Annotated in this window: 19 protein-coding genes; 2 read left to right on the plus strand and 17 right to left on the minus strand. The window is 62.8% G+C overall.

All coding sequences use genetic code 11. The features are described from left to right. Positions 1-3: 3 nt before the first annotated feature. From pgaA to U862_RS0128000, 10 genes are all read right to left on the minus strand, one after another. Positions 4-2,487 carry a poly-beta-1,6 N-acetyl-D-glucosamine export porin PgaA gene (gene pgaA / locus U862_RS0127955; RefSeq protein ID WP_025113414.1) on the minus strand — a complete coding sequence of 828 codons (2,484 nt, stop codon included), beginning with the start codon at positions 2,485-2,487 and terminating at the stop codon, positions 4-6. A gap of 246 nt (positions 2,488-2,733) precedes the next feature. Next, positions 2,734-4,239 (minus strand): YdgA family protein, encoded by a 1,506-nt coding sequence (locus tag U862_RS0127960; protein WP_025113415.1) that lies wholly within the window; start codon positions 4,237-4,239, stop codon positions 2,734-2,736. Between the two features lie 291 nt (positions 4,240-4,530). After that, positions 4,531-5,166, minus strand: coding sequence for a hypothetical protein (locus U862_RS0127965; RefSeq protein WP_025113416.1), 636 nt, complete (start codon positions 5,164-5,166; stop codon positions 4,531-4,533). A 93-nt stretch (positions 5,167-5,259) separates the two neighbouring features. Further along, a complete protein-coding gene (locus tag U862_RS0127970) occupies positions 5,260-6,702 on the minus strand; it encodes an efflux transporter outer membrane subunit (protein ID WP_025113417.1) in 1,443 nt (480 codons plus the stop codon). Next, positions 6,699-7,586: an HlyD family secretion protein gene (locus U862_RS0127975; protein WP_025113418.1), complete on the minus strand. Its 888-nt coding sequence runs from the start codon at positions 7,584-7,586 to the stop codon at positions 6,699-6,701. Before U862_RS0127975 ends, U862_RS0127970 begins: the two co-directional genes overlap by 4 nt. Continuing rightward, complete coding sequence (locus U862_RS0127980) at positions 7,583-7,792, minus strand: DUF1656 domain-containing protein (protein ID WP_025113419.1); 210 nt, start codon at positions 7,790-7,792, stop codon at positions 7,583-7,585. The genes U862_RS0127975 and U862_RS0127980 overlap by 4 nt, the downstream gene beginning before the upstream one ends. Continuing rightward, on the minus strand, positions 7,789-9,852 hold the full coding sequence (locus U862_RS0127985; RefSeq protein ID WP_025113420.1) for an FUSC family protein: 2,064 nt from the start codon (positions 9,850-9,852) through the stop codon (positions 7,789-7,791). Before U862_RS0127985 ends, U862_RS0127980 begins: the two co-directional genes overlap by 4 nt. Next, on the minus strand, positions 9,849-10,277 hold the full coding sequence (locus U862_RS0127990) for a MarR family winged helix-turn-helix transcriptional regulator (protein ID WP_007961473.1): 429 nt from the start codon (positions 10,275-10,277) through the stop codon (positions 9,849-9,851). Before U862_RS0127990 ends, U862_RS0127985 begins: the two co-directional genes overlap by 4 nt. A 130-nt stretch (positions 10,278-10,407) precedes the next feature. Beyond that, on the minus strand, positions 10,408-10,653 hold the full coding sequence (locus tag U862_RS0127995) for a DUF2789 domain-containing protein (protein WP_025113421.1): 246 nt from the start codon (positions 10,651-10,653) through the stop codon (positions 10,408-10,410). A gap of 124 nt (positions 10,654-10,777) precedes the next feature. Further along, positions 10,778-11,239, minus strand: a complete 462-nt coding sequence (locus U862_RS0128000) for an aminoacyl-tRNA deacylase (protein ID WP_025113422.1) — start codon at positions 11,237-11,239, stop codon at positions 10,778-10,780. 174 nt (positions 11,240-11,413) lie between these two features. Between U862_RS0128000 and U862_RS0128005 the strand changes: the two genes are divergently transcribed. Next, the gene (locus U862_RS0128005) at positions 11,414-11,944 is read left to right on the plus strand and encodes an NfeD family protein (RefSeq protein WP_025113423.1); all 531 of its coding nucleotides are present in this window, start codon (positions 11,414-11,416) and stop codon (positions 11,942-11,944) included. Between the two features lie 2 nt (positions 11,945-11,946). Further along, positions 11,947-12,705 carry a slipin family protein gene (locus tag U862_RS0128010; protein WP_003220464.1) on the plus strand — a complete coding sequence of 253 codons (759 nt, stop codon included), beginning with the start codon at positions 11,947-11,949 and terminating at the stop codon, positions 12,703-12,705. Here the strand turns inward: U862_RS0128010 and U862_RS0128015 are convergent. The 7 genes from U862_RS0128015 to U862_RS0128045 all read right to left on the minus strand — a co-directional run bounded on the left by U862_RS0128015 (position 12,671) and on the right by U862_RS0128045 (position 26,504). Beyond that, positions 12,671-13,645: an aspartyl beta-hydroxylase gene (locus U862_RS0128015; RefSeq protein WP_025113424.1), complete on the minus strand. Its 975-nt coding sequence runs from the start codon at positions 13,643-13,645 to the stop codon at positions 12,671-12,673. The two genes, U862_RS0128010 and U862_RS0128015, sit on opposite strands and share 35 nt — an antisense overlap. Then, positions 13,633-14,418: an aspartyl/asparaginyl beta-hydroxylase domain-containing protein gene (locus U862_RS0128020; RefSeq protein ID WP_025113425.1), complete on the minus strand. Its 786-nt coding sequence runs from the start codon at positions 14,416-14,418 to the stop codon at positions 13,633-13,635. The genes U862_RS0128015 and U862_RS0128020 overlap by 13 nt, the downstream gene beginning before the upstream one ends. Then, positions 14,415-15,017: an adenylyl-sulfate kinase gene (cysC, locus tag U862_RS0128025; RefSeq protein ID WP_025113426.1), complete on the minus strand. Its 603-nt coding sequence runs from the start codon at positions 15,015-15,017 to the stop codon at positions 14,415-14,417. Before cysC ends, U862_RS0128020 begins: the two co-directional genes overlap by 4 nt. Then, positions 15,004-16,518, minus strand: coding sequence for a TolC family protein (locus U862_RS0128030; RefSeq protein WP_025113427.1), 1,515 nt, complete (start codon positions 16,516-16,518; stop codon positions 15,004-15,006). Before U862_RS0128030 ends, cysC begins: the two co-directional genes overlap by 14 nt. Positions 16,519-16,564: 46 nt before the next feature. Continuing rightward, positions 16,565-23,782, minus strand: coding sequence for an Ig-like domain-containing protein (locus tag U862_RS0128035; RefSeq protein WP_371262590.1), 7,218 nt, complete (start codon positions 23,780-23,782; stop codon positions 16,565-16,567). Between the two features lie 139 nt (positions 23,783-23,921). Then, positions 23,922-24,767, minus strand: a complete 846-nt coding sequence (locus U862_RS0128040) for a sulfotransferase (RefSeq protein ID WP_025113429.1) — start codon at positions 24,765-24,767, stop codon at positions 23,922-23,924. A 141-nt stretch (positions 24,768-24,908) separates the two neighbouring features. Next, positions 24,909-26,504, minus strand: coding sequence for a glycosyltransferase family 39 protein (locus U862_RS0128045; RefSeq protein WP_025113430.1), 1,596 nt, complete (start codon positions 26,502-26,504; stop codon positions 24,909-24,911). Positions 26,505-26,551: the final 47 nt, after the last annotated feature.

Here is a 26,551-nt window from a genome sequence, read left to right on the forward strand (position 1 = left end):
CTTCTAGAAGCGGAAAGTGAGGTCGACGAGCAGACGCAGATCGGTCTCCCGATCACCGTCGTAAGGCCGGTTGATCACACTGAACAAGCCGCCCACCTCGAACACGTCGTTCCAGGCATAACGTTGGCCGTAGCCGAGCATCGCCATGCCGCCAGTGCCATGGTCACGCTGGCTGTACGTACCCGCACCGGCCTGGAACTGCTGGCTCCAGGAGGTTTCGTAACGGTGGTAGAGCACATGGTTGACGTTGACCGTCGGCATGACGCTGAAGTCCGACTTCGGGTTGAAGTACGGCACATCCTCGGAATTGGAGTTGTGGCTGGTGCCGACTTCCAGACCGGCATCGACCTGCACGTTCGGCGCGCTGTAAACGCCTTCGCGCCCGGTCAGCAACGCCTCGACGCGATTGTTGCCATCGCTGAAGCGCGACGGGCTGACCGACAGCCGCCACTCGCGGCTCTCGTTGGCGCGCCAGCGGATGAACGCATTGCCGCCATTGGCCTTGATGTCGCTGTTGAGGGCACGCAACGGTGTCTCGGCCGACAGATAGGCAAAGCTGCCGCCGTACTGCCAGTTGTCGTTGATGTCGCGGGCAATCGCGATGCGCGCGCCCTGCTTGGCGCCGTAACCGTAATCGTGGTTGGAGACCTCGGCTTCCAGGCTCATGTCGCGGGTACGCCGCTCCAGGCCGACGCGCTGGAAGCGGTCGGTGCCGGTGCCTTCGGCGAAATCGCCGGTGGCATAACCGGCACCGACGAACACACGCCAGTCTTCATCGATCGGCGGGCTGTACAGGGTGCTCTGGATACCGAAATCGCGGCTGCCACTGACCGCGCCTGCACCACCACTGCCGCCGCCTCCATTGGCCTTGCCACCGTAGGCTTCGACGCGCAGTTCGGACATGTCGTGCACTTCGCGCTCACGGGCCGCGCGCTGCACCTGACGGTTGTCCGGGAAACGCTCGACCACGTCATCGGTCAGCGCATCCATCTGCCGCCATTCCTGCAGGGTCATCGCGGTACGCGCCTGGGCCACTTCCAGGCCCATGTCGCGGGGCACCATGCTCTCGGTTTCCTTGAGCTGGTTTTCGGCGCGGCGGGGCCACTGACGGGCCAGATACAAGTCGGCCTGGGCCAGGCGCAGGCCGATATTGCCCGGCGCCTGATCGACCAGCGTCTGCAGGCGCTCCTCACCGTGCGGCAGGTCGGAGCTGTAGGTGCCGGCCTGCGCCGCGAGTTGCTGGGCGTCCATCCATTCGTCGTTGGGGTTGCCGATGGGCAGGCCCTTGAGTTCGACCCGCGGGTTCTGGCTCTTGGCCAGATCCTCAGCGACTTTGCGCGCCTCTTCGGCGCGGTCGCTTTCCAGCAGCGAGTAATACAACGCCGTGGTGTCTTCGAGGCGATCACCCACATCGGCGTCCGGCGCCGACAGCACCTGACGATACAGATCGGTGGAGATCTCCGGTTGGCGCTGATCCAGATACGACGCCGCCACCCAACGCAGGGCGTAGGTCGGAATCTTCACGCCTTCGGCTTGCAGCTTTTGATATTCGGTAATGACCTCGGCAGTGCGCGCCCGGGCCTTGAGTGCGCCCATGCGATCGATGCGCCAGCGAATCACGTCATCGTGGGCGCTGGCGTCCGGGGTCCAGGTGGCAAGCAGTTTGTCGTAATCGGCCAGCGCGCGGTCGGCAATCACGTAGCGTTCTTTTTCGCTGCGCGAAGCGAGTTCGGCCAGACGCACGCGTTCGGCGGCCAGATCGCCTTCGAGGCGACGCAGGGTGACCGGGTCGATCAGACCGGGGCGTTGATTGGCCAGGCGCAGTGCCGGTTCCGGCAGACGCGCCTTTTGCAGGGCGACCACGTATTCACGGGCGACTTCCGGCTTGCTGCCGGCGCGCATGAATGCCTGATCGTATTCAAACAGAGCGTCGTACTGCTTGCCGGCGCGGGTCAGGGCGTAGCCCAGCGCGAGACGACGGGAGGGATCGTCCGGTTTGGCGGCGACCAGTGCCTTGGCGCGAGTCACGGCTTCGTCGGGTTTGCCCGAGTCCGCCTGAGTCAGGGCCAGCCCCAGTTGCAGGTCGGCGTTGTCCGGCTCCAGCGCCAGGGCCTTGTTGTAGACCTGAGTCGCCTGGTCCCAGCGCTTGAGGTTGCGGTAGGCGCGTGCGGTGGCGGTCAGCGCCTGCACCGGCAGCACCCGGTCACGGCCCTGGGTTTCATAGACCTGCACCACTTCGGCGTCGAGACCCGCCCAACTGGCAATCTGCAGGTGATCGCTGACCTGCCCGGTGGTCGACTGCCCGGGCGGCACCTGACGCAGCACATTCAGCGCCGGCGTGGTCTGCCCGGCACGGGCATCACGCACCATCTGATCATAGGGGGTGTCGGCAAACGCCAGTGCCGGCCAAAGCAACTGGCTGCACAGCGCAACGCGAAACAACGGGCGTAGACCACGATGTAAAACAGGAACATCAATACGCGGCATTCGTCAGCATCCTTACATGGCCAGCCGGGTCGCAATGCCCTCCTTGCCCATTCGTAACGGAGACCAAGTCAGATAGCACTCGGCCAAGCTTAGTCAGGCAGTCTTGCATGCAAGCGTAGTCGAATATTCAGAACACAATAATTGTTCAGAATGTGGCGCCGGATCAGCCGAAAACCCGTACACCAGACAGCAAAACGCCCGGCGTCTGGGGATCAGAGGCCGGGCGTTGCTATTTAGAACGCAGTATTACTGCACTTGCGTGACGCCAGCGAACTTGCTCATCAGGAAGCCGACGAACTGCTCGACGGTCATCTTCTGGCCGTTGAATTCCACCTGATTGGCGGCGTAATGCAGTTTGGTCACGACATTGGTGCCATCGACAGTCGCCAACTGCGAACCCACCGCCATGCCGGAGAACATGTCGGCACCGGCACTCGCCTGGTCGACGATGCCTTTGGCGTCAGTCTGGCCGTCGAGTTGCGCCTGGACGCTCAGCAGATCGACCAGCATCGGCTTGGACACCTGAATATTCAGATCCAGCAACGCGATCAGCTGTTTGCCCAGTTGATCCGGTGGCAGATCCATCGACTGCGGCTTGGTCAGGTCAATCACCAGACTGGCGCGGCTTTCACCGTTGGCGGTCTTCAGCGACAGGTTTTCCAGCGCGATCTGCGGCCCGGCGCCCAGCAGTTTCTGCAGATCAGCCTTGACCTGTGCCGACTCGGCTTCGGTCAGGTTCAGCTCCGGTGCCGGCAGGCCGGCTTCGGCAGCGGCTGCCGCGTCCTTCTCGTACGGCTGCAATTTGGTCTGGTAGATCTGCATCAGCGACAGGGTCGACGGGATGTCGAGGTTCTTCAGGCTCATGGCCATGCTGGCCGAACCGATTTTCTTGTCGTTGAGGGTCACTTCGCCGACCTGGTAGTCAGCACGGCCGGAGGCGTTGCTGCCGCTCTCTTCGGTGAGGTTCTTCATTTCGAAGTTCTTCACGCCGAGCACCGACTGCTTGGGACCGAAAGTGGTTTTGCTGTTGGTCAGCTCCAGGGTGTTTTCCCCGGTGTAGTAGCCGTAGCTGCTCTTGGTCAGGTTGCTGGCCAGGGTCAGACCGTTGAGTTCAACCTGCACCGGCGCCTGGTCTTGCGCCACGGTGACGAGTTTCAGGCTGTCCATGTAGCCGTCAGCCTTGACCTTCTGCGCCTGGGCACTGGCGGAGATGTTCATGGTCAGGCCGGAGAACTTCAGGCTCGACTGCTCGTCCAGCGCCGTTTCCAGCGGCAGCAGTTCGACGCTGCTGGTGGTGGATTCGTCGTAGCCGATGTTGGTCACGCCTTTGAGCGGCGCGGCGCCTTTGGTGGCGGCAAACCATTTTTCGGTGGCCGGGCTCTTTTCCAGCTCGTAGTTGCTGGTGGCCATGACCGGCAGCCACTTCAGCGACACCAGACGCGAGAACGGCAGCGGGCCGTGCTCGATGTGGTCGACGAACAGCAACTCGACCGGCTTGTCACCGAACATCTCGCCTTCACCCTTGAGGCGGTAGTGCGCGGTGCTGGTGAAGGTGTGACGCTCCAGCGACACCAGTTCCAACGACGCGCTGCCATTGGAGCCGGCCATCGCGGTCTGCAGCTCTTTGTTGGCGTTGGTGACGGCGTTGTTCAGCACGCCTTCAATCTTGGTCCCGGTGTACCAGGCCCCGCCGGCGCTGATCGCACCGATGGCAACAACAATCCCGAGAAGCACGCCTGCTGATTTATTCATGAATGACCTGATCAATGTCCGTGGCTGAAAGTGTGGTCGTCTTCCCTGAACCCGTGACCGGGTCGCGGCTCGACTCCGCTGAAATTAGCGGTGGAGATTAGCACTGGCAGCGCGAGGCGGCCCAATGTTTAAAGGTTAAAGAGTGTCTATGGGGAGTGTGGACAGTCGACAGGCAGGGAGAGTTTCGCTGTTATTGCAAACGCCTTCGCGAGCAAGCCCGCTCCCACAGATACCGAGTTGTCCTTGTGGGAGCGGGCCTGCTCGCGAAGAGGCCAGTGAAGGCAATGCACATCAGGAATACTGAACCTCGATCTCATCCAGTTGATGATCAAAGCTCTTGAGCCGCGCCGTCCAGGTATACACCAGCACTTCAAAGTCGCGATCGATCACCGCCCCGCCCGGCCCGTCGGCCCGAGGGTCGCAGAAGTCCAGTTGATAACGTTCGCGGGCCATCGCGGTGGCGACATCCGACAGTTCACGGGCGTTGTTGAGCCAGTGCCAGCCTTCATCGGCAATTTGTTTGTCGAGTTCCAGGCACTGCTTTTTCAGGGCTTCGAGGCTTTTTTCCAGCGGCGTGCCGGTGAGTTCGCCCATGACTTCGGCGAAAGTGCGCCCCGGTTGCCAGTAGCTGCCCCAGAAGTAGCGATCAAACACGGTTTCAACCCGACGCAGGGCAACTTTGGTGTCCCAGATCAGCACCAGGGTCTTGCCCTGTTCAAGCTGTCTTTTCTTGACCCGCTGCACCTGAATCGACGCCCAGGCCACCACCACGATTGCCATCACCGCGATCAACGCTGTGGCGCTGTCGAGGAAGACCATGGCCTTGTCGATCTGGTGGGCCAGCATGATGCCGTAGAAATAGGTGGCCGATAGCAGCACCAGCGCTACCAGGGCGCACCAGAAGCCGAGAGCGTAAGGGTTTTTCATTATTGGTTTCCCCTAGACCAGCGCTAGCAATGTGCGCTGAAAGGGCGCCTTGCTCGGGGCGCCCTTCCAACACTTCAAAGCATAGCAACGGCTTCAGGGTTTGCTGGCGCTTGAGGCTTGCGTTCGTCCGCTTTCCCAACCGCCGCCCAGCGCGAGGAACAAATCGATCTGGCTCATGGCAACCTGGGTGTTGGCGGCGGCCAGTTGCGCGGTGACGTCGGTGTAGGTGCGGGTCGCCTGCAGGTCGGCGAGGAACGACTCACGCCCCGCCTGAAAGAAGCGATGCGTCTGGTCTGCCGCCAGTTTCGCCGACTGCTCGGCGTCGGCCAGTGCGTCGCGGCGTTGCAGCAGCGCGCTGTACTGGGCCAGACCGGTCTGGGTTTCGCGGATGGCATTGAGTACCACGCCGTCGAAATGCGCCAGCGCGCCCTGGGTATTGGCTTCGGCTTCGCGGATACGCGCGCGGGCGCCGTTGGTCGGCACCTTCCAGCTCAGCGACGGGCCGAAGCCCCAGCGGTTGGTCGACGGATCGCCGAGGTCGGAAACGATGCCGACGGTGCCGATGGTCGCGCCGATGCTGATGTCCGGGTACAGCTCGCCAGTGGCGACGCCGATACCAGCCGTCGCGGCGGCCAGACGACGTTCGGCCTGACGCACATCGGGCCGGCGCTTGAGCAGTGCCGCACCGTCACCGACCGGCACCAGTTGAGCGATTTTCGGCAGTTCGGCGCAACTCGCGGTGCCGGCCGGCAATTGATCGACCGGTTTGGCCAGCAGCATCGACAGGCGGAACAGACCCGCCTGACGCAACGCTTCATAACGCGGCATGTCGGCGCGCAACGACTTGAATTGGGTTTGCGAACGGGTGACCTGGGTTTCATCGCCACGCCCGGCATCGCGCAGGCGCTGGATCAGGGTGGTGCTTTGCGATTGCAGGTCGAGGGAGTGCTGGGCGATTTCCCGCTCTTCATTGGCGGCACACACCTGGGTGTAGGCCCGCACCACGTCCGCCACCAAGGTGATGCGCGCGGTATCGGCCGCCGCTTGCGTGGCATCGGCGTTGGCTTTCGCCGCTTCGATGCCGCGCTGCAACGTGCCCCACAGGTCGAACTGATAAGAAGCACTGATGCCGATGTCAGCAACGTTGGCCACCGGCACTTTTTCCGGCAGCAGGAACGCCTGACCGGATTCCTGCAAGCGCTGCGCGCCCATCTTCACGCCGCCGCTCCAGCCACCGGCCGCTTCAGCTTCATCGACCTGCGCGCGGGCCCGCGACAGGTTCGCCGCCGCCACCCGCAAGTCAGTGTTGGACGCCATGGCCTGCTGCACCAGTTGATCCAGGCGCGGGTCCCGGTACAAACGCCACCAGTCCGCCGGCACCGGCGCCGACACCACCGGCTTGCCATCCACCGCCAGCTCACCCTGAAAATCCTTGCGCTGGACTGCCGCGTCAGCGGGCAGGTGATAGTCCGGCCCGACCATCTGACACGCCGAGAGCATCACGCCCAACCCGGCGATCATCAGGAGCCTGTTCATTGCGCAGGCTCCTGCTTTTGCTCATCGATGATCGACACGGTGGCAGTACGCCCGGCGATCATGCGGAAGTCTTCCGGCACATCGTCAAAGGCGATGCGCACCGGAATCCGCTGCGCCAGACGTACCCAGCTGAATGCCGGATTGACGTTGGGCAGCAGGTTATTACCGCTGGTGCGGTCGCGGTCTTCGATACCGGCGACGATGCTTTCGACATGCCCGCGCAGCTTGGCCTTGTCACCGATCACGCGGATATCCACGGACTGGCCGACATGAATGCCGTCGAGTTTGGTTTCTTCGAAATAACCGTCGATGTGGAACGAATTGCTGTCGACCACCGACAACACCGGACGCCCGGCGGTGACGAATTCCTGCACACGCGGCGCGCGGTCGTTGACATAGCCGTCCACCGGGCTGCGGATCACCGAGCGGTCGAGGTTGAGCTGAGCGCTGTCCACCGACACCAGCGCTTCGGCCAGGGCCGATTGCGCGCGGGCGACCTTCGACTGGCTTTCTTCCAGCTGTTCGGCCGGCACCAGGTTGCCCAGGCCACGGTTACGCTTGGCTTCGCGCTGCGCCTGGGCGAGGGTTTCTTCGCGGTCGGCGACGGCGGCCTTGGCCTGACGCAGGGCCAGTTTGAAACGGTCCTGGTCGATGCTGAACAGCACTTGGCCGCGCTTGATCAACTGGTTGTCCTTGACCTCGACCTGCTGGATCAGCCCGGACACGTCCGGAGCGATCTGGATGATGTCGGCGCGAATGTGGCCGTCGCGGGTCCACGGCGCAAACATGTAATACATCACCATGCGCCAGACGAGGACGACGGCGAAAGTCACGATCAGCAGGGTCAGTACCACGCGACCGATGGTCAGAAACGGTTTTTTCATGTCATCAGGTATCGACTGAGTGAGTCCACGCCGTACAACAGCACAGCGTAGAGAGCCACGTTGAACAATGCCCGGTGCCAGACCAGACGGTAAAAGTGCAGACGTATAAGCACGCCGTGCACCAGCAGAAACAACACATAGGTGATGCCCATCAGCACCAGCAGGGTCGGCAGGAAAATGCCGCTGATATCCAGATCACCGATCATAGGGGCGCTCCATCGGGCAGCGGTTCTTCGGCATCGCTCGTGCTGACAAATTCCACGCCGGGCAACAACGCCAGGCGCAAACCGCTCAGGGCATGCAACAGGTTTAGACGGGTTTCTTCGTCGCCGTGGCCTTTGAGCGCACGGCGCGCGCGGTCCATCGTCATCAATAAGGGACTCGGTGCCGGCAAGCGTTCGCCAGCCTTCAGGCAAGCGCGGAAATACTCGCCGACCTCAGCCACGACTTGTTGCAGCAGGACCTTCGGCGCGCCTTCGACACGCGGGGTGTAGGCCAGCAGATCCAGCAGGTTCAGGCCGACACGCACTTCACGCATGGCGATACCGGTGTCCTGACCGGTCATCGCCAGACGTGGCAGGTGCTGCATCAGGCGGTCGAGCAACTGCACGCCCAACTGCCGGTGTTCGGCGAGGTTGGCCGGCTCGGTCATGTGCACGATGTCTTTCCAGCTGAAGCGGGTCAGACGCTTGGCCGCCAGCTCGACGCCGAACGGACGGGCAATCAGGGTCCAGATGAACGCAAACAGCAGCCCCATCGGCCCAGCCAGGTTGGAGTTCACAAAGGCGAAGAAGTCCGCGTCGTACGCGCCCTGAATACTGATGAACGACGAGGTGTTGACCAGCGTCAGGAGCATGCCGAGGTAGAAACGCGGCTGCACGGTCAGGGTGCCGACACAGATGAACGGAATCGCAAACGCCAGCACCAGCATCGGAAAGTCGTGCAGGTTCGGCAGAATCAGAAACAGATAGAGGCTGGCGAACAGCACCGACATCCCGGTCCAGAAAAAGAACCGGTAGATCTGCGGCGCCGGGTCGTCCATCGAAGCGAAGAAACTGCAGGCCACCGCCGCCAGAATCACCGCACTGCCGCCGTCCGGCCAGCCGAGCAGAATCCACAACGTCGAGGCGACGATGATCGCCAGGATGGTCGAGGCCACCGAATACAGCATCATCCCGCGGTCGAGAAACGGCGTCAGCCGTCCGAGGCGCCAGTGCCGGTAGACCGCACGCCAGCTGTCCTGCCGCTCGCACAGAATTGCGTCCTGCAGACTGCGGCAGTCCTGCCACAGATCGATGAATTCGCCGAGGCGATAAATCGAGTTGGAGAACAGCAATTGCTTGCGGTCTTCCAACGCTTCGCAGCTCGGTTGCAAGGCCTGAAGCTGATCCTTGAGGGCCTGCCAACGCGCCAGATCGGCGTCTTTATGAGCGAGCCATTCACGGGTTGCCGCCAGCAGCGGCGCGAATTTCTCCACCAGTTCCGGCGTGCGTCGTTCAAGGGCGTAGAGCGAGTCTTCAAGGGCGTCGATTACCGGTAACAGGTGAATCATCCGCCCACGCAGCTCTTTGGTGTTGCGCACGGTTTGCGGCCGGGAACCTTCGTGAGGCAACTGGCCGATCATCAATTCCAGGCTGTTGAAACTGGCGACCATGGCCATGCGCAGGGCCGTGACTTGCTCCGGCTGCACATCGCGGCTGAGAAATTTCAGGCTGTATGTCGTGGCATCGGCGAACCACTTGCTCACTGCGTCGTTGAACACCGGCGCCAGGCGCCGTGGCCAGAACATCGCGCCGATCACCGCCGCCACGGCAATGCCGAGAAAAATCTCTTCGGTCCGCGCCTCCGCCACGTCCCACACCGCCAGCGGGTTATCCACCGTCGGCAAGGCAATCAGCGGCAGGGTGTAGCCGGCCAGCATCAGCGCGTAGTTATTGGCGGTGCGCAAGTGCAGCGACAGGAACAGCAAGATCCCCGTCCACAAGGCGATGACCACCACCAGCACGTAAGGGCTCTGTACGAACATCGGCACGAACAGCACCGCCGCTGCAGCCCCGAGAAAGGTGCCGATGGCGCGGTACAAAGCCTTGGAACTGGTCGGCCCGAGAAACGGACTGGAGACGATATACACCGTGGCCATCGTCCAGTACGGACGCGGCATTTGCATGAGCAAGGCGATGTACAGCGCGATCATCGACGCTGCAAAGGTACGGACCCCGTAGAACCAGTCCCGGGCCGGAGGAATGCCGGAGAAAAAACCGTTCAAGAATTGATCACCACAGGCGGATTGGCCGCCTCAAAAGCTCTCAGTACCCGAAGCGTAGCTTCCAGATCACTCTGGTCGATGCCTTCGAGCACTTCATGACGCAGACGTACCAGTTCGATTTCCACCGCTTGCACCAGCTCGCGGCCGGTGTCGGTCAGGCTCAGGCATTTGGCCCGGCGATCCTGCGCATCTTCGGTGCGACAGACATACCCGGCATGACACAACTGATCGAGCAGGCGCACCAGCGACGGACTCTCCATGCCTGCCGCCTGTGCCACCTGCACCTGCCGCACACCCTCACCCAACCGCCCGATCATCAACAACGGCACGGCGCAGGCTTCGGAGATGCCGTAGTTGACCAGCGTGGTCTGGCAGATCTTGCGCCAATGCCTGGCGGCCACCACCATGGCACTGCTGATGTTCATCTGGAGAGCGTCGAGGGAATTCGGCACGGGGAAATGCACACTGTTAGTTTGCTAACTATCAATATCGCATTGGCGGGGAATTTCAGTCAAGTTTTGAAACAAATCTTCATTCAGGCGTTTCAGCACCTCTTTACGCATCGCGCCCCTTACGCAGCAGCACATTCAACTGATCCACCACCTCCGCCCAATCTGCATCATCAAGAATCTCGCTGCGCAAAAAATCCGCCTGGCTTTGGGTCCAGAAGAACGCGTCCGCCAGGTGCAGTTCGGGTTTGAGTGGCGAGTGGGTGGCGATGAATTGCTCGATGCTGGTCGGGTCGCTGCTCAGGCCGAGTTGGTCGAACAGGGACGGCAGGCTATGGCTTGGCTGCTCCATTGGAGGACTCCTTCAAAAAATCGGTGCGAGGAAGATTCGCGAGCAAGCCCGCTTCCACAGGGGATCGCGGTGAACCTGTGGGAGCGGGCTTGCTCGCGAAGGCGTCAGTGACAACACCACACCCCTATTGACTCAACTCCCGCACCTGCGCATGCGGCACCATTCTCAGGAACTCGGGCATGCTCATGTGCAGCAGATAGTTGTGGTTGCCGGCTTCCAGATAGATGTCTTTCTGCCGTGTCAGCAGCGGGTCAATGACCATGTCCAGGCCATAGGAATCACCCAGCGGCGGCACCGCGCCGCGTTCGCAGTCGTCGAAGATGTGCGCCAGATTGCTTTCCCGGGTGACCTGCCATTCGCCGCTGTTGCGCACTTTACTCAAGTCCAGATGCCGGCTGGCCGGCAGCACGGCCATCAGGTAATGCCCGTGGTGGTCGTCGAGGATCACCGATTTGGCTACCCGTTCGGCGGGTACCCCGCTGACCCGTGCGGTTTCCAGGCTGCTGGCCGAGTGCCGGTGGGCCACGACGTCATATTCGCAGTGCGCCCGGTTCAGGCTGCTCTGTACCTTTTTTGCCATACGCATGATGCACCTCGGTGTCACGCTGAACGTTGTTGCTGTTCTGCTGAGTCTAGTTCGGCACGCCGCTGGCGACGGGAAATCCGCTCACTGGACACATCCGCTCATTGATCAAGATTCATCCAGCGCCAGGCTCAACTAGACTTAAAGAACCACCCCAAGACTCTCCCGGAGGGTCACGTGAACAGCCGATGTTGTGCGTTTGCCTTGTTACTGCTGCTCAGCGGCTCGACCTTCGCGGCTGATGTCCCGCTGACCGCGGTCAATCCGGTCGGCCTGTGGCTGATCACGCTCGGCATTGCCTTTCTGATCGCCGAAGCCGCGCTGCCCAACTACGGGGTGATCGGTCTCGGCGGGATCATCATGTTCGTGATCGGCGCACTGATTCTGGGCAATGCCGAATTGCCGGTGCCGATGATCATCGGCCTCGGCCTGATCAGCGCCTTGCTGCTGATCGCATTGATCCTGCGCGCCTTGAAGACCCGGCCACGCCATGCCGTCAGCGGCGATGCCGGGCTGGTCGGCAGCGTGACGGCAGTGACCACCGTGCAAGCGGAAAACGCCCACAACGGCTGGGTGCAATTGCAGGGTGAACACTGGCAAGTGCACAGCGCGACACCGCTGCACACCGGACAAGCAGTGCGCGTGGTCGGGCGTAATGGCTTATTGCTGAAAGTCGCCGCGACTGACGCGGTGCGACACGGAGAGTGATCATGGGTCTGCAAATCGGTTTTGTTGCACTGCTGCTGTTGGTCATCGCCCTGGCCGGGTCGACGTTCCGCATCCTGCGTGAGTACGAGCGCGGCGTGGTGTTCCAGCTCGGACGCTTCTGGCAGGTCAAGGGGCCGGGGCTGATCCTGCTGATTCCGGTGGTGCAGCAAATGGTCCGGGTCGACCTGCGCACCGTCGTCCTCGATGTGCCGCCGCAGGATGTGATCACCCGCGACAACGTCTCGGTGAAGGTCAACGCGGTGCTGTATTTCCGTGTACTCGACCCGCAGAAGGCGATCATTCAGGTCGAGGATTTTCTCTCGGCCACCAGCCAACTGGCACAGACCACCCTGCGCGCAGTGCTCGGCAAACATGAACTGGATGAACTGCTGGCCGAGCGTGAGCAGTTGAACATCGATATCCAGCAGGTGCTCGACGCCCAGACCGACGCGTGGGGCATCAAGGTCGCCAATGTCGAGATCAAGCACGTCGACCTCAACGAGTCGATGGTGCGTGCCATTGCCAAACAGGCTGAAGCCGAACGCGAGCGCCGGGCCAAGGTGATCCACGCCGAAGGTGAATTGCAGGCCTCGGAAAAACTCATGCAAGCTGCCGAAATGCTCGGCCGCCAGCCCGGTGCGATGCAACTGCGCTATATGCAGACCTTGAGTTCGATTGCCGGCGACAAGAGTTCGACCATTGTCTTTCCGCTGCCGATCGAGCTGCTTAAGGGGATGGCGGATCTGTCGGGCAAGTCTTGAGCGCGCGCCAGCGCTCCAGGGCCGCATAGGGCGCAGCCGCGCAGCTTCGCACCCGCGCCTGCAACTGCGGCGAAGCCTCGCGACGCTTGTCTTCGCCATCAGCGACAAAGCGTTGCGACGGCTGCTTGGCGTGCTGCGCAGTCGCCGCCAACACCTGCTGACGCTGCTCGACGTTCAACCGGAAAAGTCCGGCCAGCCGCCCCGTCATGGCTCCGGGCAATTCGCTGTAGTTCACCGCCAGACCACCCCCCTCGCGGCAATGGATGCATCCGGCCTCAAGCAATCGTCCCAACCGTCGCGCGATGAAGTCTTCGCTGCCTGCAAACGGCAATCCATCTTCCAGCACACAATCACCGAGCATCCCCGGCACCATATGCATCCCCGGACGGCGCACGTGCGATACGGCGATTTCCAGCGGATCGCGATACACAAACAGCCATGGCGTGTCGGGAAAACATTCCCGCAACAGCGGCCATTCGCCGATGTTCCACGCATCGAGTTTGATCACCAGTCGCTGCTCGACACCACGTCGGCGTTGCCCATAGGCCGAGAGCAGACCGGCAATGGCTGCCTGGCGCTCAGCCGCCGGCAAATCACTGCGTAACAACGCATCCAGCGCCGGTGGCTCCGACACCACGATGTGATCTTCAAGTCGGGCGAGCATCTGGCTGATCAGCGTCGAACCGCAACGCGAGGCGTGCAGGATGAAAGCGCTCGGGATCAGACCGGGGCTTTGCACCTGCCACTCGGTCAACGTCGACAGCGGCGTCAGTCGCCGAAAAGCCTGATTGAAAGGCAGGCGCAGCGCCTCCTCGACCGCATCGCGGAAAAACGGCTGATGCAAGGGCGTATCGCCGAACCAGCACCAATCGACCTGCCACAGTCCCGCCACCGACCAGACCCGAATCGGTAACCAGCCGTCGTAATTCAGCCGCGCCATTGCTCGTTCCATTGTCGACGACCGTGGCGCATGGCGGTGCGCAGTTCTTCGCGAGAGAACGGCAGGCCGTGCGCTGCGGCCAGCTCAAGCGTGCGGCTGATGAACACTTCAGGATCAACCAAAGCCTTCAACGTCGCGGCCAACTCAGCATCGGTCGTCACCAGGTGCTGAAAACGCTGCAACGCCGTATCCGCCAACCCGGGTGCAGGCGTGCCCGGCAAGCCATCAGCGATCATCTGCATCAGCCAGCTGCCGGGGCGGCAATCGAGCACCAGATGCACCCGTGCCGACGTATCGAAGTTATCCACCCGATGCGCACGGGCAAGGTCGAGAAACCAGCACTCCCCCGCCGCCATCGGCATGCGCTGCCCCTCAAGCCAGAAGTCCACGGCGGGCGGACTGAGCAGCGGAATGTGCAGGCGCAGATCCGCGTCCGGGCCGTCGAGATCGTAATCACGGTGTTCATGAATCCGCCCGCCCGGCCCCAGCCGCAGCAACCGCGCGCTGACGATATCCAGCGACAGATCGCGCAACCCGCCCTGCCAGCGTGCGTCGCGCAGCCAAGGCAGACGAGGCAGCGGTTGCCCGCGCCCGGGTGACAACTCGGTCAACGCATCCGCGGCCGAAATCAGCGCCACGCCGCTCCAGTCCCCGGAAAAATACTCGCGATTGAAATGACCTTGCCAGGCGTCCTCGGCAATCGCCTCCAGCGCCTGCAACAACAGCGGCAGATCGACCGTCACCAGCAGGCGCGAAGCAAGTGGCCGGCTCATGCCCTGGGCAACACCGAACACTCACCGAGCCAGGTCAGCAAGCGGTCCAGACACGCCTCGACCGATTGCCCGCCAGTGTCGAGCACCAGCGAGGCCTGCAGCGGCGGCTCGTATGGCGCCGACACCCCGGTGAATGCAGCCAGTTCGCCACGCCGGGCACGGGCGTAATGACCTTTCGGATCACGCTGCTCGCACACCGCCAGCGACGCGCTGCACCAGACCTCGCGATAGTCCTCGCCCAAGCGCCGGGCCAATACCTCACGCAACTCCACCAGCGGCGCGATCAGCGCCAGAATCACGATCTGCCCGTTTTCCACCAGCAACGCCGCCACCTCGCTGGCGCGGCGGATGTTCTCCAGCCGATCGGCATCGGTAAAACCGAGGTCACGGTTGAGCCCGACCCGCAGGCCGTCACCATCAAGCACCACACTCTGCAGACCACGTGCGAACAACTCGGCGTGCAGCGCTTGCGCCAGGGTGGATTTGCCTGCCGCCGGCAGGCCGGTCAGCAAAATCGCCGCACCGCGATGGCCATTGCGGGCCTCGCGCTGCGTGCGGCTGATGCTGGCGACCGGCGCCAGCAGGTTATTTGGCGGCATGCGCCACCACGGGTACCGAGATATCCCCCGAGGCCCACGCCGACTCGCGGTTGGCCAGTGCCGTGGCGATCGACTGCACCTCGGTTGACTGCACCTGATCCGGCAACGGATCGAGGCCGGCGCTGGCGAAGATCTGGCCGTAGGCGTTACGCAGATCGGCGTACGACAAGTCACGGCGCAAGTCCGCCTGGAGATTGTTCAGTTCGCCCTGAATCAATTCGAGTTCGCCAATGCCGGCGGCTTGATGCCGGTTGCGCAGCTGACCGACGATTTGCCCGTCGATGTCAGACAATTGCTGGTTGGTCTTGAACTGACGCAGCGCCTCTTGATAGTTGGCGTTGGCCACATACAGCTGCGCCAGCACCGCAATCGACATCGCCTGACGCCGCGCGGTGGCGACTTCTTCACCGGCCTTGGCGACATCGATCGCCGCCGGAGCAGAGATCACGTTGAACAGGTTCCAGGTGACTTTCACCCCATAATCAGCCCAGCCCTGTTCGACGAGGAACGAGTTGCTGTCGTAATGCCCGCCGGCGGAAAATTCCAGGCCCGGCAGCAGGCGCAGCATGGCCTTGCGGGTTTCGGCGGCGCTGATGCGGCTCTGGTAGTCCTGCTCGCGCAGCTCCGGACGGCTGGTCAGCGCTTCCTGCTCGAGCCTGGCCATGGCGACCTTGAGCTCGGGAATCTGATAACCGTCGTCGGTTGCCAGGGTCAGGTTGGTGCCCAGCGGCAGGTTGATCAGCGTTGCCAGCTCGGTTTTCGCCAGCGACAAGGCGCGCCGCTGTTCTTCCAGTTGCCGGGTGGCTTCGATCAGCGAACGCTGGTAACCCAGCGCCTGCACCGGATCACCGATGCGCTGATCACTCAGGCTCTGACTGTCGCGCCGGGCGGTATCGACCCGCGCCATCAGGCTGTCGATCTGCTTGAGCAGCCGCTCGGCCGCCATCGCTCGCCAATAGGCCGAGCGCACGTCCTGGACGATGGTGTTGATCACCTTGCGCCGGCGCTCCTGCACGATCAGGCGCTGGTCGCCTTGCTGCTTGGCGCTGATGTAGCTGACGCCGAAGTCGAGGACGTTCCAGACCATGGTCAGGTCGGCGACATCACGGTCACGGTCCTGCGAGGTCGACGGTTCCAGGGACTGGGTGCCGGTGCGTACGCTCTGGCTGCTGGAGGCGTTGACGTTGTTGCGCCCGACGTATCCGGCATCCAGCGCCATGCGCGGCAGCATGTCGAAACTGGCGAGGTCGAGCTGCCGCTTGGCCAGCGCTTCCTCCATGATCTTCAACCGGCCTTCGAGGTTGTACTTAACCGCGCGGGCCATGGCCTGATGCAGGGTCAGCGGGCCACGCAGCGGCTCCTGATCCTTGTACATGCTTTGCAGGTCGCTTTTGGCCCGCTGTTCACTGACGCTGCGCTCGATCGGTTCACTGGTTACTGCACATCCGCTGATCGCCAGCGCCAGCAGGCTGGCGCCGAACAACTTCTGACTTTTCTTCATCCCTGGATCGCCCCTAGATGCCGCACCGTATTGAGTAGTTGGGTGTTCAGGCCTGCATTTCGCTGACGCCGACCTGTCGCAAAGCCGCTGCCAGGTCGTCGACCCGGTGCTGCTCGCTGTCCTTGAGTTGTTGCAGTTGCTGCCCCAGGGTCGGCGCGCCAAATACCCCGCGCAGCCCCTGGGAAATGTCACCAGCCTTGAGCGAATGACTGCCGAAGGCATTCAGTGCATCCCGCTCGGCGCCGCTGTTCTGGTGGAACAGGCTCGACAGCGTGCTGCTGGCGAAGACCCCGCCGTCACCGCCACCAAAACCGAGGAAGCCATGTCCGGAACCATCGCCGCCGCTGTCGCTGCTGCCGAACACCTGAGCAATGAAGCTTGGGCTGAGGGCGCCGTGATTGATGAAAATGTCGCCCAGCGGCCGGATGCCGTCGCCGAGTACGCGCTGTTCGAACAGCGGGGCGAAGGTCAGCGGTGAACCGAGATTGCCGGTCGGCGCCGTGAAGACGAACGGCTGCAGCGGTACGGTTGGGGCCGAAGGCGGCACGACCGGATCGCTGCTGCGGAACAGCGGGTCCGGGATGACCGCGTTGGTCGGCGTGGTCGGCGTGGTCGGCGTCACCGGCGGCGCGGTGTTGATCGCGTAATTGTTCGAACTGCTGATACCGCTGCCGCTGTTGCCGGACAGATCGTTGACCCCGGCACTGTTGACGCTGATCGCGTTGTTCGCACTATTGATATTGGCCCCCGGGGTCAGCGTCGCGGTCCAGGTCTTGCCGCCGTCGCTGCTGCTCAGGTTGGACAGGCTGCCATTGCCGACATTGATGTCACTGAGATCAAACCCGGTCACCGCTTCATTGAAGCTGATGGTCACCTGCGAGGTCTGGCCCACGCCCAGATTCGGATTGGCCACCACCACCGTCGCGGTTGGCCGTTCACTGTCGAGCGCATAGTTGTTCGACACCGCCACCGTGCTGCCGGTGTTGCCCGCCAGATCGGTAACGTTACCGGTGTCCAGCGCAATGAAGTTGCTCGGGTCGGTGACATTGGCCGTCGGGGTGAATGTCGCGGTCCAGGTCTTGCCGCCGTCGGCGCTGCTCAAGTGGCTCAAGTCACCGTTGGTGACGCTGAGGTCCGAGAGGTCGAAGTTGCTGACCGCCTCGCTGAAGGTGAACGTCACCTGGGTGGTCTGGCCGATGCCCAGATGCGGGTTGGCGACCACGATAGTGACCGTCGGCCGGGTCGCATCAAGCGCGTAGTTGTTGGAGATCGCAATGCTCGCGCCGGTGTTGCCCGCCAGGTCCTGCACGTTACCGGTGTCGAGTACGATCAGGTTGGTGGTGTCGTTGATCCCGGCCGTTGGCGTCAGGGTGGCGGTCCAGGTCTTGCCGCCATCGTTGCTGAGCAGGTTCGACAACGTGCCGTTGGCGACACTGAGGTCCGACAGATCGAAGCGGCTGACCTGCTCGCTGAAGGTAATGGTCACCGTGGTGGTTTCGCCGATGCCCAGACGATTGTCGGCGACCACAATGGTGGCGGTCGGCAACGCGGTGTCGATGGCGAAGTTGTTGGAGTCAGTGGTGCCGACCCCGCTGTTGCCCGAGGCGTTGGTCACGCCGGCGTTGTTGAGGACGATCAGGTTGCTGGTGTCGGTGACATTCGCCGTCGGGGTGAACGTCGCCGTCCAGGTGATGCCGCCATCGCTGCTGGCGACGTTGCTCAGCGTACCGTTGGCGATGCTCAGGTCGGCATTGTCAAAACCGCTGACCGCTTCGCTGAAGGTGATGGTCACCGTGGTGGTTTCACCGGCCTTGAGCGCGGTATCGGCGACGACAATGGTGGCGGTCGGCACGTCGGTCTGCACGGCGTAGTTGACCGAGGTGGTCGTGCCTGTGCCGGCGTTGCCGGCCAGATCGCTGATGCCATTGTTGTTCAGCACGATCAGGTTGGTGGCGTCGCTGACGCCGATGGTCGGGGTGAACGTGGCCGTCCAGGTGATCCCGCCGTCGCTCGACGAAACGTTGCTCAGCGTGCCGTTGGCGACGCTCAGGTCGGCGTTGTCAAAGCCTGTGACCGCTTCGCTGAAGGTGATGGTCACCTGCGCGGTTTCGCCGGGGCGCAGGTCCGTGTCGGACATGACAATGGTCGCCGTCGGGCGTTGGCTGTCGATCACATAGTTGTTGGAGTCCGTGCTGCCGCTACCGGTATTGCCCGCCAGGTCAGCGACCCCCGTGTTGTCCAGCGTAATGACATTGCTGGTGTCGGTGATACCTGCCGTCGGGGTAAACGTCGCCGTCCAGGTGATGCCGCCATCGACGCTGCTCACCGCCGTCAACGTACCGTTGGCAATGCTCAGATCGGCGTTGGTGAAACCGCTCACCGCCTCGCTGAACGTGATGGTCACCTGCGTGGTCTGCCCGACGCCCAGCGCCGGATCGGCGACGACAATGGTCGCGGTCGGACGCTGGGTGTCGATGGCAAAGTTGTTGGAATCGGTGGTGCCGCTGCCCGCGTTGCCGGCCGCATTCTGCACGCCGCTGTTATCGAGGGTAATCAGATTGGTGGCGTCGGTGATGTTGGCCGTCGGTGTGAACGTGGCCGTCCAGGTAATACCGCCGTCGCTGCTGCTCACGGCAGTCAACGTGCCGTTGGCGATGCTCAGATCGGCGTTGCTGAATCCGGTAACTGCCTCGGAGAACGTAATGGTCACCAGGGAAGTTTCACCCACACGAAGGCTCGGATCAGCCACCACGATGGTTGCCGTCGGCAATACGGTGTCGATGGTGAAATTGCCGGAGTTGGTCGTGCCGGTCCCCGTGTTGCCGGCAAGATCGGCGATGCCGGTGTTGTTCAGGGTGATCAGGTTGGTCGCGTCGTTGATCCCGGTGTTCGGCGTGAACGTCGCCGTCCAGGTGATGCCGCCATCGCTGCTGCTCACGGCAGTCAATGTGCCGTTGGGGATCGACAGGTCGCTGTTGTCGAAACCGGTAACGGCTTCGCTGAAGGTGATGGTCACCAGCGAGGTTTGCCCCGCGCTCAGGCTGGTGTCGGCCAAGACGATGGTCGCCGTCGGGCGCTGACTGTCGATGACGTAGTTGCCGGAACTGGTGGTCCCGCTGCCGGCATTACCCGCCGTATCGACGATACCGGTATTGTCCAGAACGATCAGGTTGCTGGTGTCGGTGATCCCGGCCGCCGGAGTGAAAGTCGCGGTGTAGGTGATGTTGTCCGAGGTGCTCAGCCCGGAGAGCGTGCCGTTGTCCACGGTCAGGTCAGCCAGGGTCAACCCGTTCACGGCCTCGCTGAAGGTGATGGTCACGGTGGTGGTCTGCCCGACGCCCAGCGCTGTATCGGCAAGCACAATGGTCGCGGTCGGACGCTGGGTATCGATCGCGTAGTTGTTCGAATTGGTAGTGCCACTGCCCGCGTTGCCGGCGGCGTTCTGTACACCGCTGTTGTCCAGGGTGATCAGGTTGGTCGCGTCGGCAAGATTGTTGGCCGGGGTGAAGGTCGCCGTCCAGGTGATGCCGCCATCACTGCTGCTCACCGCGCTCAGCGTACCGTTGGCAATCGTCAGGTCGGCATTGGTGAAGCCGGTGACCGCCTCGCTGAAGGTGATGGTGACCGTGGTGGTCTCGCCGATGTTCAGGGCGTTGTCGGCGACGATGATGGTCGCGGTCGGCAACACGGTGTTGATCACAAAGTTGCCGGAGTTGGTGACCCCGGTGCCGGCGTTGCCCGCCAGGTCGGAAACCCCGGCATTGCTCAGGGCGATCACATTGCTGGTGTCATTGATACCGACGCTCGGCGTGTACGTCGCCGTCCAGGTAATGCCCCCGTCGCTGCTGCTCACCGCGCTCAGCGTGCCGTTGGGAATGCTCAGGTCGGCGTTGGTAAAACCGCTCACGGCTTCCGAGAAAGTGATGGTCACCAGTGACGTTTCACCAGCGCTCAGGCTGGTGTCGGCCAGCACGATGGTTGCGGTCGGGCGCTGGGTGTCGATGGTGTAGTTGTTCGAGTCGGTGGTGCCACTGCCGGCGTTACCCGCGAGGTCGGCAATCCCGGTGTTGTTCAGGCTGACCACGTTGGTCGCGTCGGTGATGCTCGCGCTCGGGGTAAACGTCGCCGTCCAGGTAACGCCGCCGTCGCTGCTGCTCACCGCCGTGAGGGTGCCGTTGGCAATCGTCAGATCGGCGTTGGTGAAACCGGTCACTGCTTCGCTGAAGGTGAAGGTCACCAGCGAGGTGTCGCCGATTTTCAGGGCGCTTTGGGCGAACACGATGGTTGCAGTCGGGCGTTGAGTGTCGATGGCGTAATTGTTCGAGTCGGTGGTGCCGGTGCCGGCGTTACCGGAAAGATCGGCGACACCGGTGTTGTCCAGGGTGATCAGGTTGGTGGTGTCGGTGATGTTGTTGGTCGGGGTGAACGTTGCCGTCCAGGTGATGCCGCCATCGGCACTGCTCACCGCCGTCAGCGTACCGTTGGCGATGGTCAGATCAGCGTTGGTGAAACCGCTCACCGCTTCGCTGAAGGTGATGGTCACCAGCGAGGTCTCACCGACTTTCAGCGCATTGTCGGCCACCACGATGGTCGCCGTCGGCCGCAACGTATCGATCACATAGTTGTTGGAATCGGTGGTGCCCGTACCGGCATTGCCGGCCAGGTCAGTCACCCCGGTGTTGTTCAGGGTGATCAGGTTGGTGGCGTCGTTGACGCTGCTGTTCGGGGTGAAGGTCGCCGTCCAGGTGATCCCGCCATCCGCACTGCTGACGGCGCTCAATGTGCCGTTGGCAATGCTCAGGTCGGCGTTGGTGAAACCGCTCACCGCTTCGCTGAAGGTGATCGTCACCAACGAGGTTTCGCCGATGGCCAGGTTATTGTCGGCAACCACAATGGTCGCGGTGGGACGCTGGGTATCGATGGCGTAATTGGTCGAATTGGTGGTGCCGGTGCCGGCGTTGCCAGCCAGGTCGGCAATACCACTGTTGTCCAGGGTGATCAGGTTGGTCGCGTCAGTGATATTGCTCGTCGGCGTAAAGGTCGCCGTCCAGGTGATGCCGCCATCGCTGCTGCTGACCGCCGTCAGTGTGCCGTTGGCAATGGTCAGGTCGGCGTTGGCAAACCCGCTCACCGCTTCGCTGAAGGTGATGGTCACCGTTGAGGTGTCACCGATCTTGAGCGCCGAGTCGGTCATCGCGATGGTCGCGGTCGGACGCTGGGTATCGATCGTGTAATTGTTCGAGTTGGTGGTGCCCACGCCGGCGGCGCCGTCCGAAACCGCCGTCACCCCGGTGTTGTCCAGGGTAATCAGGTTGGTGGTGTCGGTCAGGTTGTTGGTCGGGGTGAAGGTCGCCGTCCAGGTGATGCCGCCGTCGGCGCTGGAAACGGCGGTCAACGTGCCGTTGGCAATCGTCAGGTCAGCGTTGGTGAAGCCGCTCACGGCGCGGCTGAACGTGATGGTCACCAGCGACGTTTCGCCGATGCTCAGGGCCGGGTCAGCGACCACGATGGTGGCAGTGGGTGGCTCCACGTACGCCGTGTTGATCGTGCCGCCGTTGTTGTAGATCCCCACCAGCGCACTCGGTGTCGTGCCCGTCGAACCACCGCTGGAAAGACCGCCGGTGCCACTGGCGGCGGCGTTGCCGCTAATCGCCGCAAAGTTGCTCGCGGTCATCAGCACCACGCCGCCGTTGTTCCAGATTGCCCCGACGCCACGACCCGCGTCGCCACCATTGGCGCCGTTGCTGCCCACACCGCCGCCACCGCCACCGCCGCCACCGGCCGCGATGTTGTTGCTGATCACCGAGTTGCCGATGACTTTCAGCGTACCGGTCGAAGCGTTGTAGATACCGCCCGCCGCATTGCCGCCGACGCCGCCGACTTTGTCCCAGCCCGAACCACCCCCGCCGCCGCCAATCGACAGCGTGCCGTTGGTCGCCGAGCCTCCGTTGCCGCCATGGCTGTAACCGGCGGCGCCGTTGCCGCCCACGCCGCCGGTGCTGGTGCCGCCCCGGCCGCCCATGTCGGTTGCGCTGTAACCACCGCCATAGCCGCCAGCGTTGGCGCTGCCTGCCGAGCCGGCATAAGTGCCGGTGGCCGGGCCGGACGAACCACCATGACCGCCAACCTGGCCGCCGATACCGCCACCACCGCCGCCGCCACCGCCCACGTAACCGCCGGTCACACCACCGCCACCGCCGCCACCGGAGGCTGCGTTGGCCGTGACTGTCACGTTGTTCAGGGTAAGAATGCCGGCGTTGAAAATCCCGCCGCCCATGGCACCCGCCGCTGCGGCACCACCGTTACCGCCATTGCCGGCGACCAGCCCCCGGGTAATCACCAGACCATCGAGGGTGACGGTGCTGGTAGAGGTGATTTCCACCACGCGCGTCTTGTATTGACCGTCGAGGGTCACGTCGGCGATGCCGTCGTTGTTCAGGTCGCCGTCAACGGTGATGTTCTTGTTGATCAGCAGTTCAGAGGTCAGTTGCACGGTCATGCCGGAACTGAAGGTGACAATGTCGCCGTTCTGCGCCGATGCCAGCGCCGCGCGCAACGAGCCGACGCCGGTGTTGAGGTTATTGGTCGCCGTCCAGGTGGCGAGGCCCCACTGGTACTCGCTCATGGCTTTGCTCGAGAGCACGTTGGCGCTTTCGATGGTGCCGGTGGCGATTTCCAGATTCCAGTCGCCGCCCACGCCGGTGCGGTTGCTGGAGGCGGCAATGTCGCGGCCGGTCATTTTGGCCAGCGAGTCGACGAAGCTCAGCCCGCGATCACCTTCGGCGGTGTAGCAGCCGTAGATCAGGATGTCGCCGCCAATGTTCATGTCCTTGCCGATTTGCGCCAGCACCGCACTGCGGGCTGCGACGTTGTCGGCAGACAGATAACTGTCGCCCAGCCACAGGTCACCGGCATTGCCGTGGGCAATGATCTCCACGGTGCTGACGTTTGAATGTTGATTGAGGTAATCGGCGATCTGCTGCAAGCCATCCTTGCTCGCATCGAGCTTGACCACCTGGGTGCCGGGGGCGACGCCCTTGAGCAGGCTGTCGGCATCCTTGACCCGGGCATCGACGAACACCACGCTCTGCCCCGGCACCGCGACCGGGCTGGCAGCCGGCGTGGCATCGGCCTGACCGTGGGTGTCCTTGCTGGCGACCGGGTGATCGGCGTTCGGCGCCTTGGCGGCGTCGGCAACGGGGTGGCTGTCAGCCTGGGCGGCCGTGTCAACCACGGTGGCAGCGACCGCGCCGTCGAACAGCATGCGCGGTTCCAGCGGCATGATCATGGGGGCGGCCAGCGACCGTGCACCGTCAGTTACCCGCGCTTGTTTCTTGCTCCACCACATGCTGCTCACCCGAAATCGAACACAGTTGTTGACGCATCAATGAAAAACGCCGCGATCAACTGATCGCGGCGTCGGACTTCATACGAATGACATTGGCGGCGCTGGCTGAGCCATCGAGCCAAAACGACAAATCGGCGTATTGCTTGAACAGATCCGGCGGCAAAATGGTGCGCCGCGACTGCAAGGCGACCTTGGGTTTGACCTTGTGCAGGCCGGCCACGCCAAGGCCTTGATCGAATTCCGGGGCATCGTAGGCGAGGTGATCGAAGTCGTGCTCGAACCACGGTTCGCCGATAAAGTCGTAGACCAGCCGCAGCACCCGTTCCGGGGCCTGGGTCAGCAGGTCGTAGTCGACGATCAGCAGCGAATCGGCGTGTTCGCCGTAATAGGCTTCCTTGAGCGCCGCCCAGGCAAAACCCACCAGGCGGTTGCGCTGGGCCAGGGTTTCGCAGCGGCTGTAGACGGTGTTGCGTTCGACGGCATCGCCGAACAGCTTGGTGTTTTCATAAGGATTGGCGCGGTACAGCCGTTCAAGGCTGTCCATCACCCAGGCGACGTTGCGCACGCAGGCGATGACTCTGGCTTTGGGAAACAGGTCGCTGAGCGCCGGCAGCCGTGAGCTCCACTGCCGATTGGTGTCGAACACCACCGGCTTGTCGGCCTTGTCGGCATAGAAGGACTCGAACAGGCCGCGCAGCAGACGGCGGCGCATGTCGGTGTCGATCACCGCGCCGAACTCGCTGCCGGCACTGCATTGATCGAGGACACTGGAAAACAGCGAGCCGACCGGGCTGGTCATCCCGGCATGAAAACGCGGGTTCTGCAAAAGAATCGCAGAAAGCAGGGTCGAACCTGAGCGCGGCAAGCCGGAGATAAAGTGGAATTGCTGCAATCCCTTCACCGTAGTCGGAAGTCCTTTTGTCCAACAGAGCCTAGTCGAACAATGACCATCCGACTAGTGGTGTTTTGATATCAAATCGAAACTATTCAGGTGGAAAAATTCGGAATATCGAATGACTCGCCTGATGAATCGATTTAGCGCTCATCCCCCCGGTTTATCGGCGCCTGGCGCCACCCCATACCAGCGTGCAAAGGCGCCCCCCGCATGAACTTCGCCCTGCCGCTGCCAGCCCTCGGGTAACGCTGCGAAGTCATTCGGCTCATCCAGTGTGCCGATCAGCCATACCCGATGGCTGCCCTTGGGCAAATCGGCGAGCCGATCAAGGTAAACCTCCTCGCTGACCAGCGTGCCGAACCCGTAAGCGTTGGGGCGCGTGGAGCGCCCGTCCGCTGCAGGTGGCGTGTACAGGCGAATCTGCGCGTCGGTGCGGTTGTAGTAGATGTAACTCAGGTACCACATCATGTCGCTGGTAACGATCCGGTCACCCTCGGTGAAGTGGCGGTTGACGTAGTCGACCACCACGCTGAACTGATCATTGCTGTCGACCGTGGCATTGTTCTTCACGCCCACCAGTTCGACACCGACAAACAACACCAGGATCGCCAGCGCCAGCACGCGAGAGCCTGTGTACAAGCGATCGACCGCCAGCGCCACCAGCATCGGCAGCCCCAACGCGTAGGCCGTGACATAACGCTCGATGAACACCGGCGAGATGAACGACACGCCAAACACCAGCAGAATCGGCACCACGCTGTAAGACAGCAGCAACAGACTGCCGCGAAACACACTGCGATCGCGATGCAGGCCAACGGCGATCACTGCCACCAGCGCCAATGGCAAAGGCCAGAACAGCCACGCCGGCAGGGTCAAACCGTCGTCCTGAATCAGCAACGACCAGACCATCGACGGCAACGAAACGAGGGTCACCGGATCTTCCCAACCGATATCGTTACTGGCCTTGAGTTCCGGGACGTGCTGCAGCAGATCAAGCAGATTGGGCACCCACGGCAGGTACAGCAGCGCGATGCTCAGGTTGGCCAGCCACCAGGCCGGGCGCTGGATATGCCGCAGCCGATACCCCGGCTGCACCCGCACCGCCGCCAGGTACAGCCAATGGCTGATCACGCAGAGCACAGTGAAGTAATGGGTGTAGAACGCCGCCGTCATCAGCAACGCATAGGCCACCAGGTAGCGATGCCGGCGCGGCTGGCGCACCCAGTAGACCAGCGCGATCGTCGCGCCGATCAGCCACATGCCGAGCAGCGAATACATGCGCACTTCCTGGCTGTAGCGCACGGCCGTGGGCAGCAGTGCCAGCAGCAGCCCGGCCAGCAGCGCGGCGCGGCGGGTGGCGAGCAGATCCACCAGCCACACACCAAGCCCGACGGTGATGATCCCCGGTAACGCACTCATCAGGCGAATGGACAGGATGCCGTCACCGAACAGGCCGATCCAGCCGTGCAGCAACAGGAAATACAGCGGCGGGTGCACGTCATGGGCCGCACGCCCCCAGATCTCAGTCAGCGAAAACTGGCTCAGCAGGACGCTGGAACCTTCATCGAACCAGATCGCGGCCGCCGTCAGGTCGTAAAAACGCACCACGGCTGCCAGCAGCATGATCGGCAACAGCCAATGCTCCCGGGCCCAGCGAATCAGGCGCAAGGCCACCAGCCATGCCCCCGGGACCGCGCGCGGATCCTGCGTGTCGCCAACCGGCGTTTCTCTGTGTGCCGCCATTGCATCCTCTTGCTGTACCGGAATATCGCGAACGGAGGGCCCCGAAC

Origin of the sequence: Pseudomonas sp. H1h (assembly GCF_000633255.1) — a bacterium.
In the GTDB taxonomy this organism is placed as follows: Bacteria; Pseudomonadota; Gammaproteobacteria; order Pseudomonadales; family Pseudomonadaceae; genus Aquipseudomonas.

Bases quoted from the DNA above. Each gene is read 5' to 3' on its own strand.
- U862_RS0127970 (WP_025113417.1), bottom strand. From the start codon at position 6,702: ATGAACAGGCTCCTGATGATCGCCGGGTTGGGCGTGATGCTCTCGGCG.
- U862_RS0128020 (WP_025113425.1), bottom strand. From the start codon at position 14,418: ATGAGCCGGCCACTTGCTTCGCGCCTGCTGGTGACGGTCGATCTGCCG.
- U862_RS0127960 (WP_025113415.1), bottom strand. From the start codon at position 4,239: ATGAATAAATCAGCAGGCGTGCTTCTCGGGATTGTTGTTGCCATCGGT.
- U862_RS0128035 (WP_371262590.1), bottom strand. From the start codon at position 23,782: ATGCTGTTCGACGGCGCGGTCGCTGCCACCGTGGTTGACACGGCCGCC.
- U862_RS0128045 (WP_025113430.1), bottom strand. From the start codon at position 26,504: ATGGCGGCACACAGAGAAACGCCGGTTGGCGACACGCAGGATCCGCGC.
- U862_RS0127965 (WP_025113416.1), bottom strand. From the start codon at position 5,166: ATGAAAAACCCTTACGCTCTCGGCTTCTGGTGCGCCCTGGTAGCGCTG.
- U862_RS0128000 (WP_025113422.1), bottom strand. From the start codon at position 11,239: ATGCGTATGGCAAAAAAGGTACAGAGCAGCCTGAACCGGGCGCACTGC.
- U862_RS0127975 (WP_025113418.1), bottom strand. From the start codon at position 7,586: ATGAAAAAACCGTTTCTGACCATCGGTCGCGTGGTACTGACCCTGCTG.
- pgaA (WP_025113414.1), bottom strand. From the start codon at position 2,487: ATGCCGCGTATTGATGTTCCTGTTTTACATCGTGGTCTACGCCCGTTG.
- U862_RS0128010 (WP_003220464.1), top strand. From the start codon at position 11,947: ATGGGTCTGCAAATCGGTTTTGTTGCACTGCTGCTGTTGGTCATCGCC.
- U862_RS0127990 (WP_007961473.1), bottom strand. From the start codon at position 10,277: ATGAACATCAGCAGTGCCATGGTGGTGGCCGCCAGGCATTGGCGCAAG.
- cysC (WP_025113426.1), bottom strand. From the start codon at position 15,017: ATGCCGCCAAATAACCTGCTGGCGCCGGTCGCCAGCATCAGCCGCACG.
- U862_RS0128030 (WP_025113427.1), bottom strand. From the start codon at position 16,518: ATGAAGAAAAGTCAGAAGTTGTTCGGCGCCAGCCTGCTGGCGCTGGCG.
- U862_RS0128015 (WP_025113424.1), bottom strand. From the start codon at position 13,645: ATGGCGCGGCTGAATTACGACGGCTGGTTACCGATTCGGGTCTGGTCG.
- U862_RS0127995 (WP_025113421.1), bottom strand. From the start codon at position 10,653: ATGGAGCAGCCAAGCCATAGCCTGCCGTCCCTGTTCGACCAACTCGGC.
- U862_RS0127980 (WP_025113419.1), bottom strand. From the start codon at position 7,792: ATGATCGGTGATCTGGATATCAGCGGCATTTTCCTGCCGACCCTGCTG.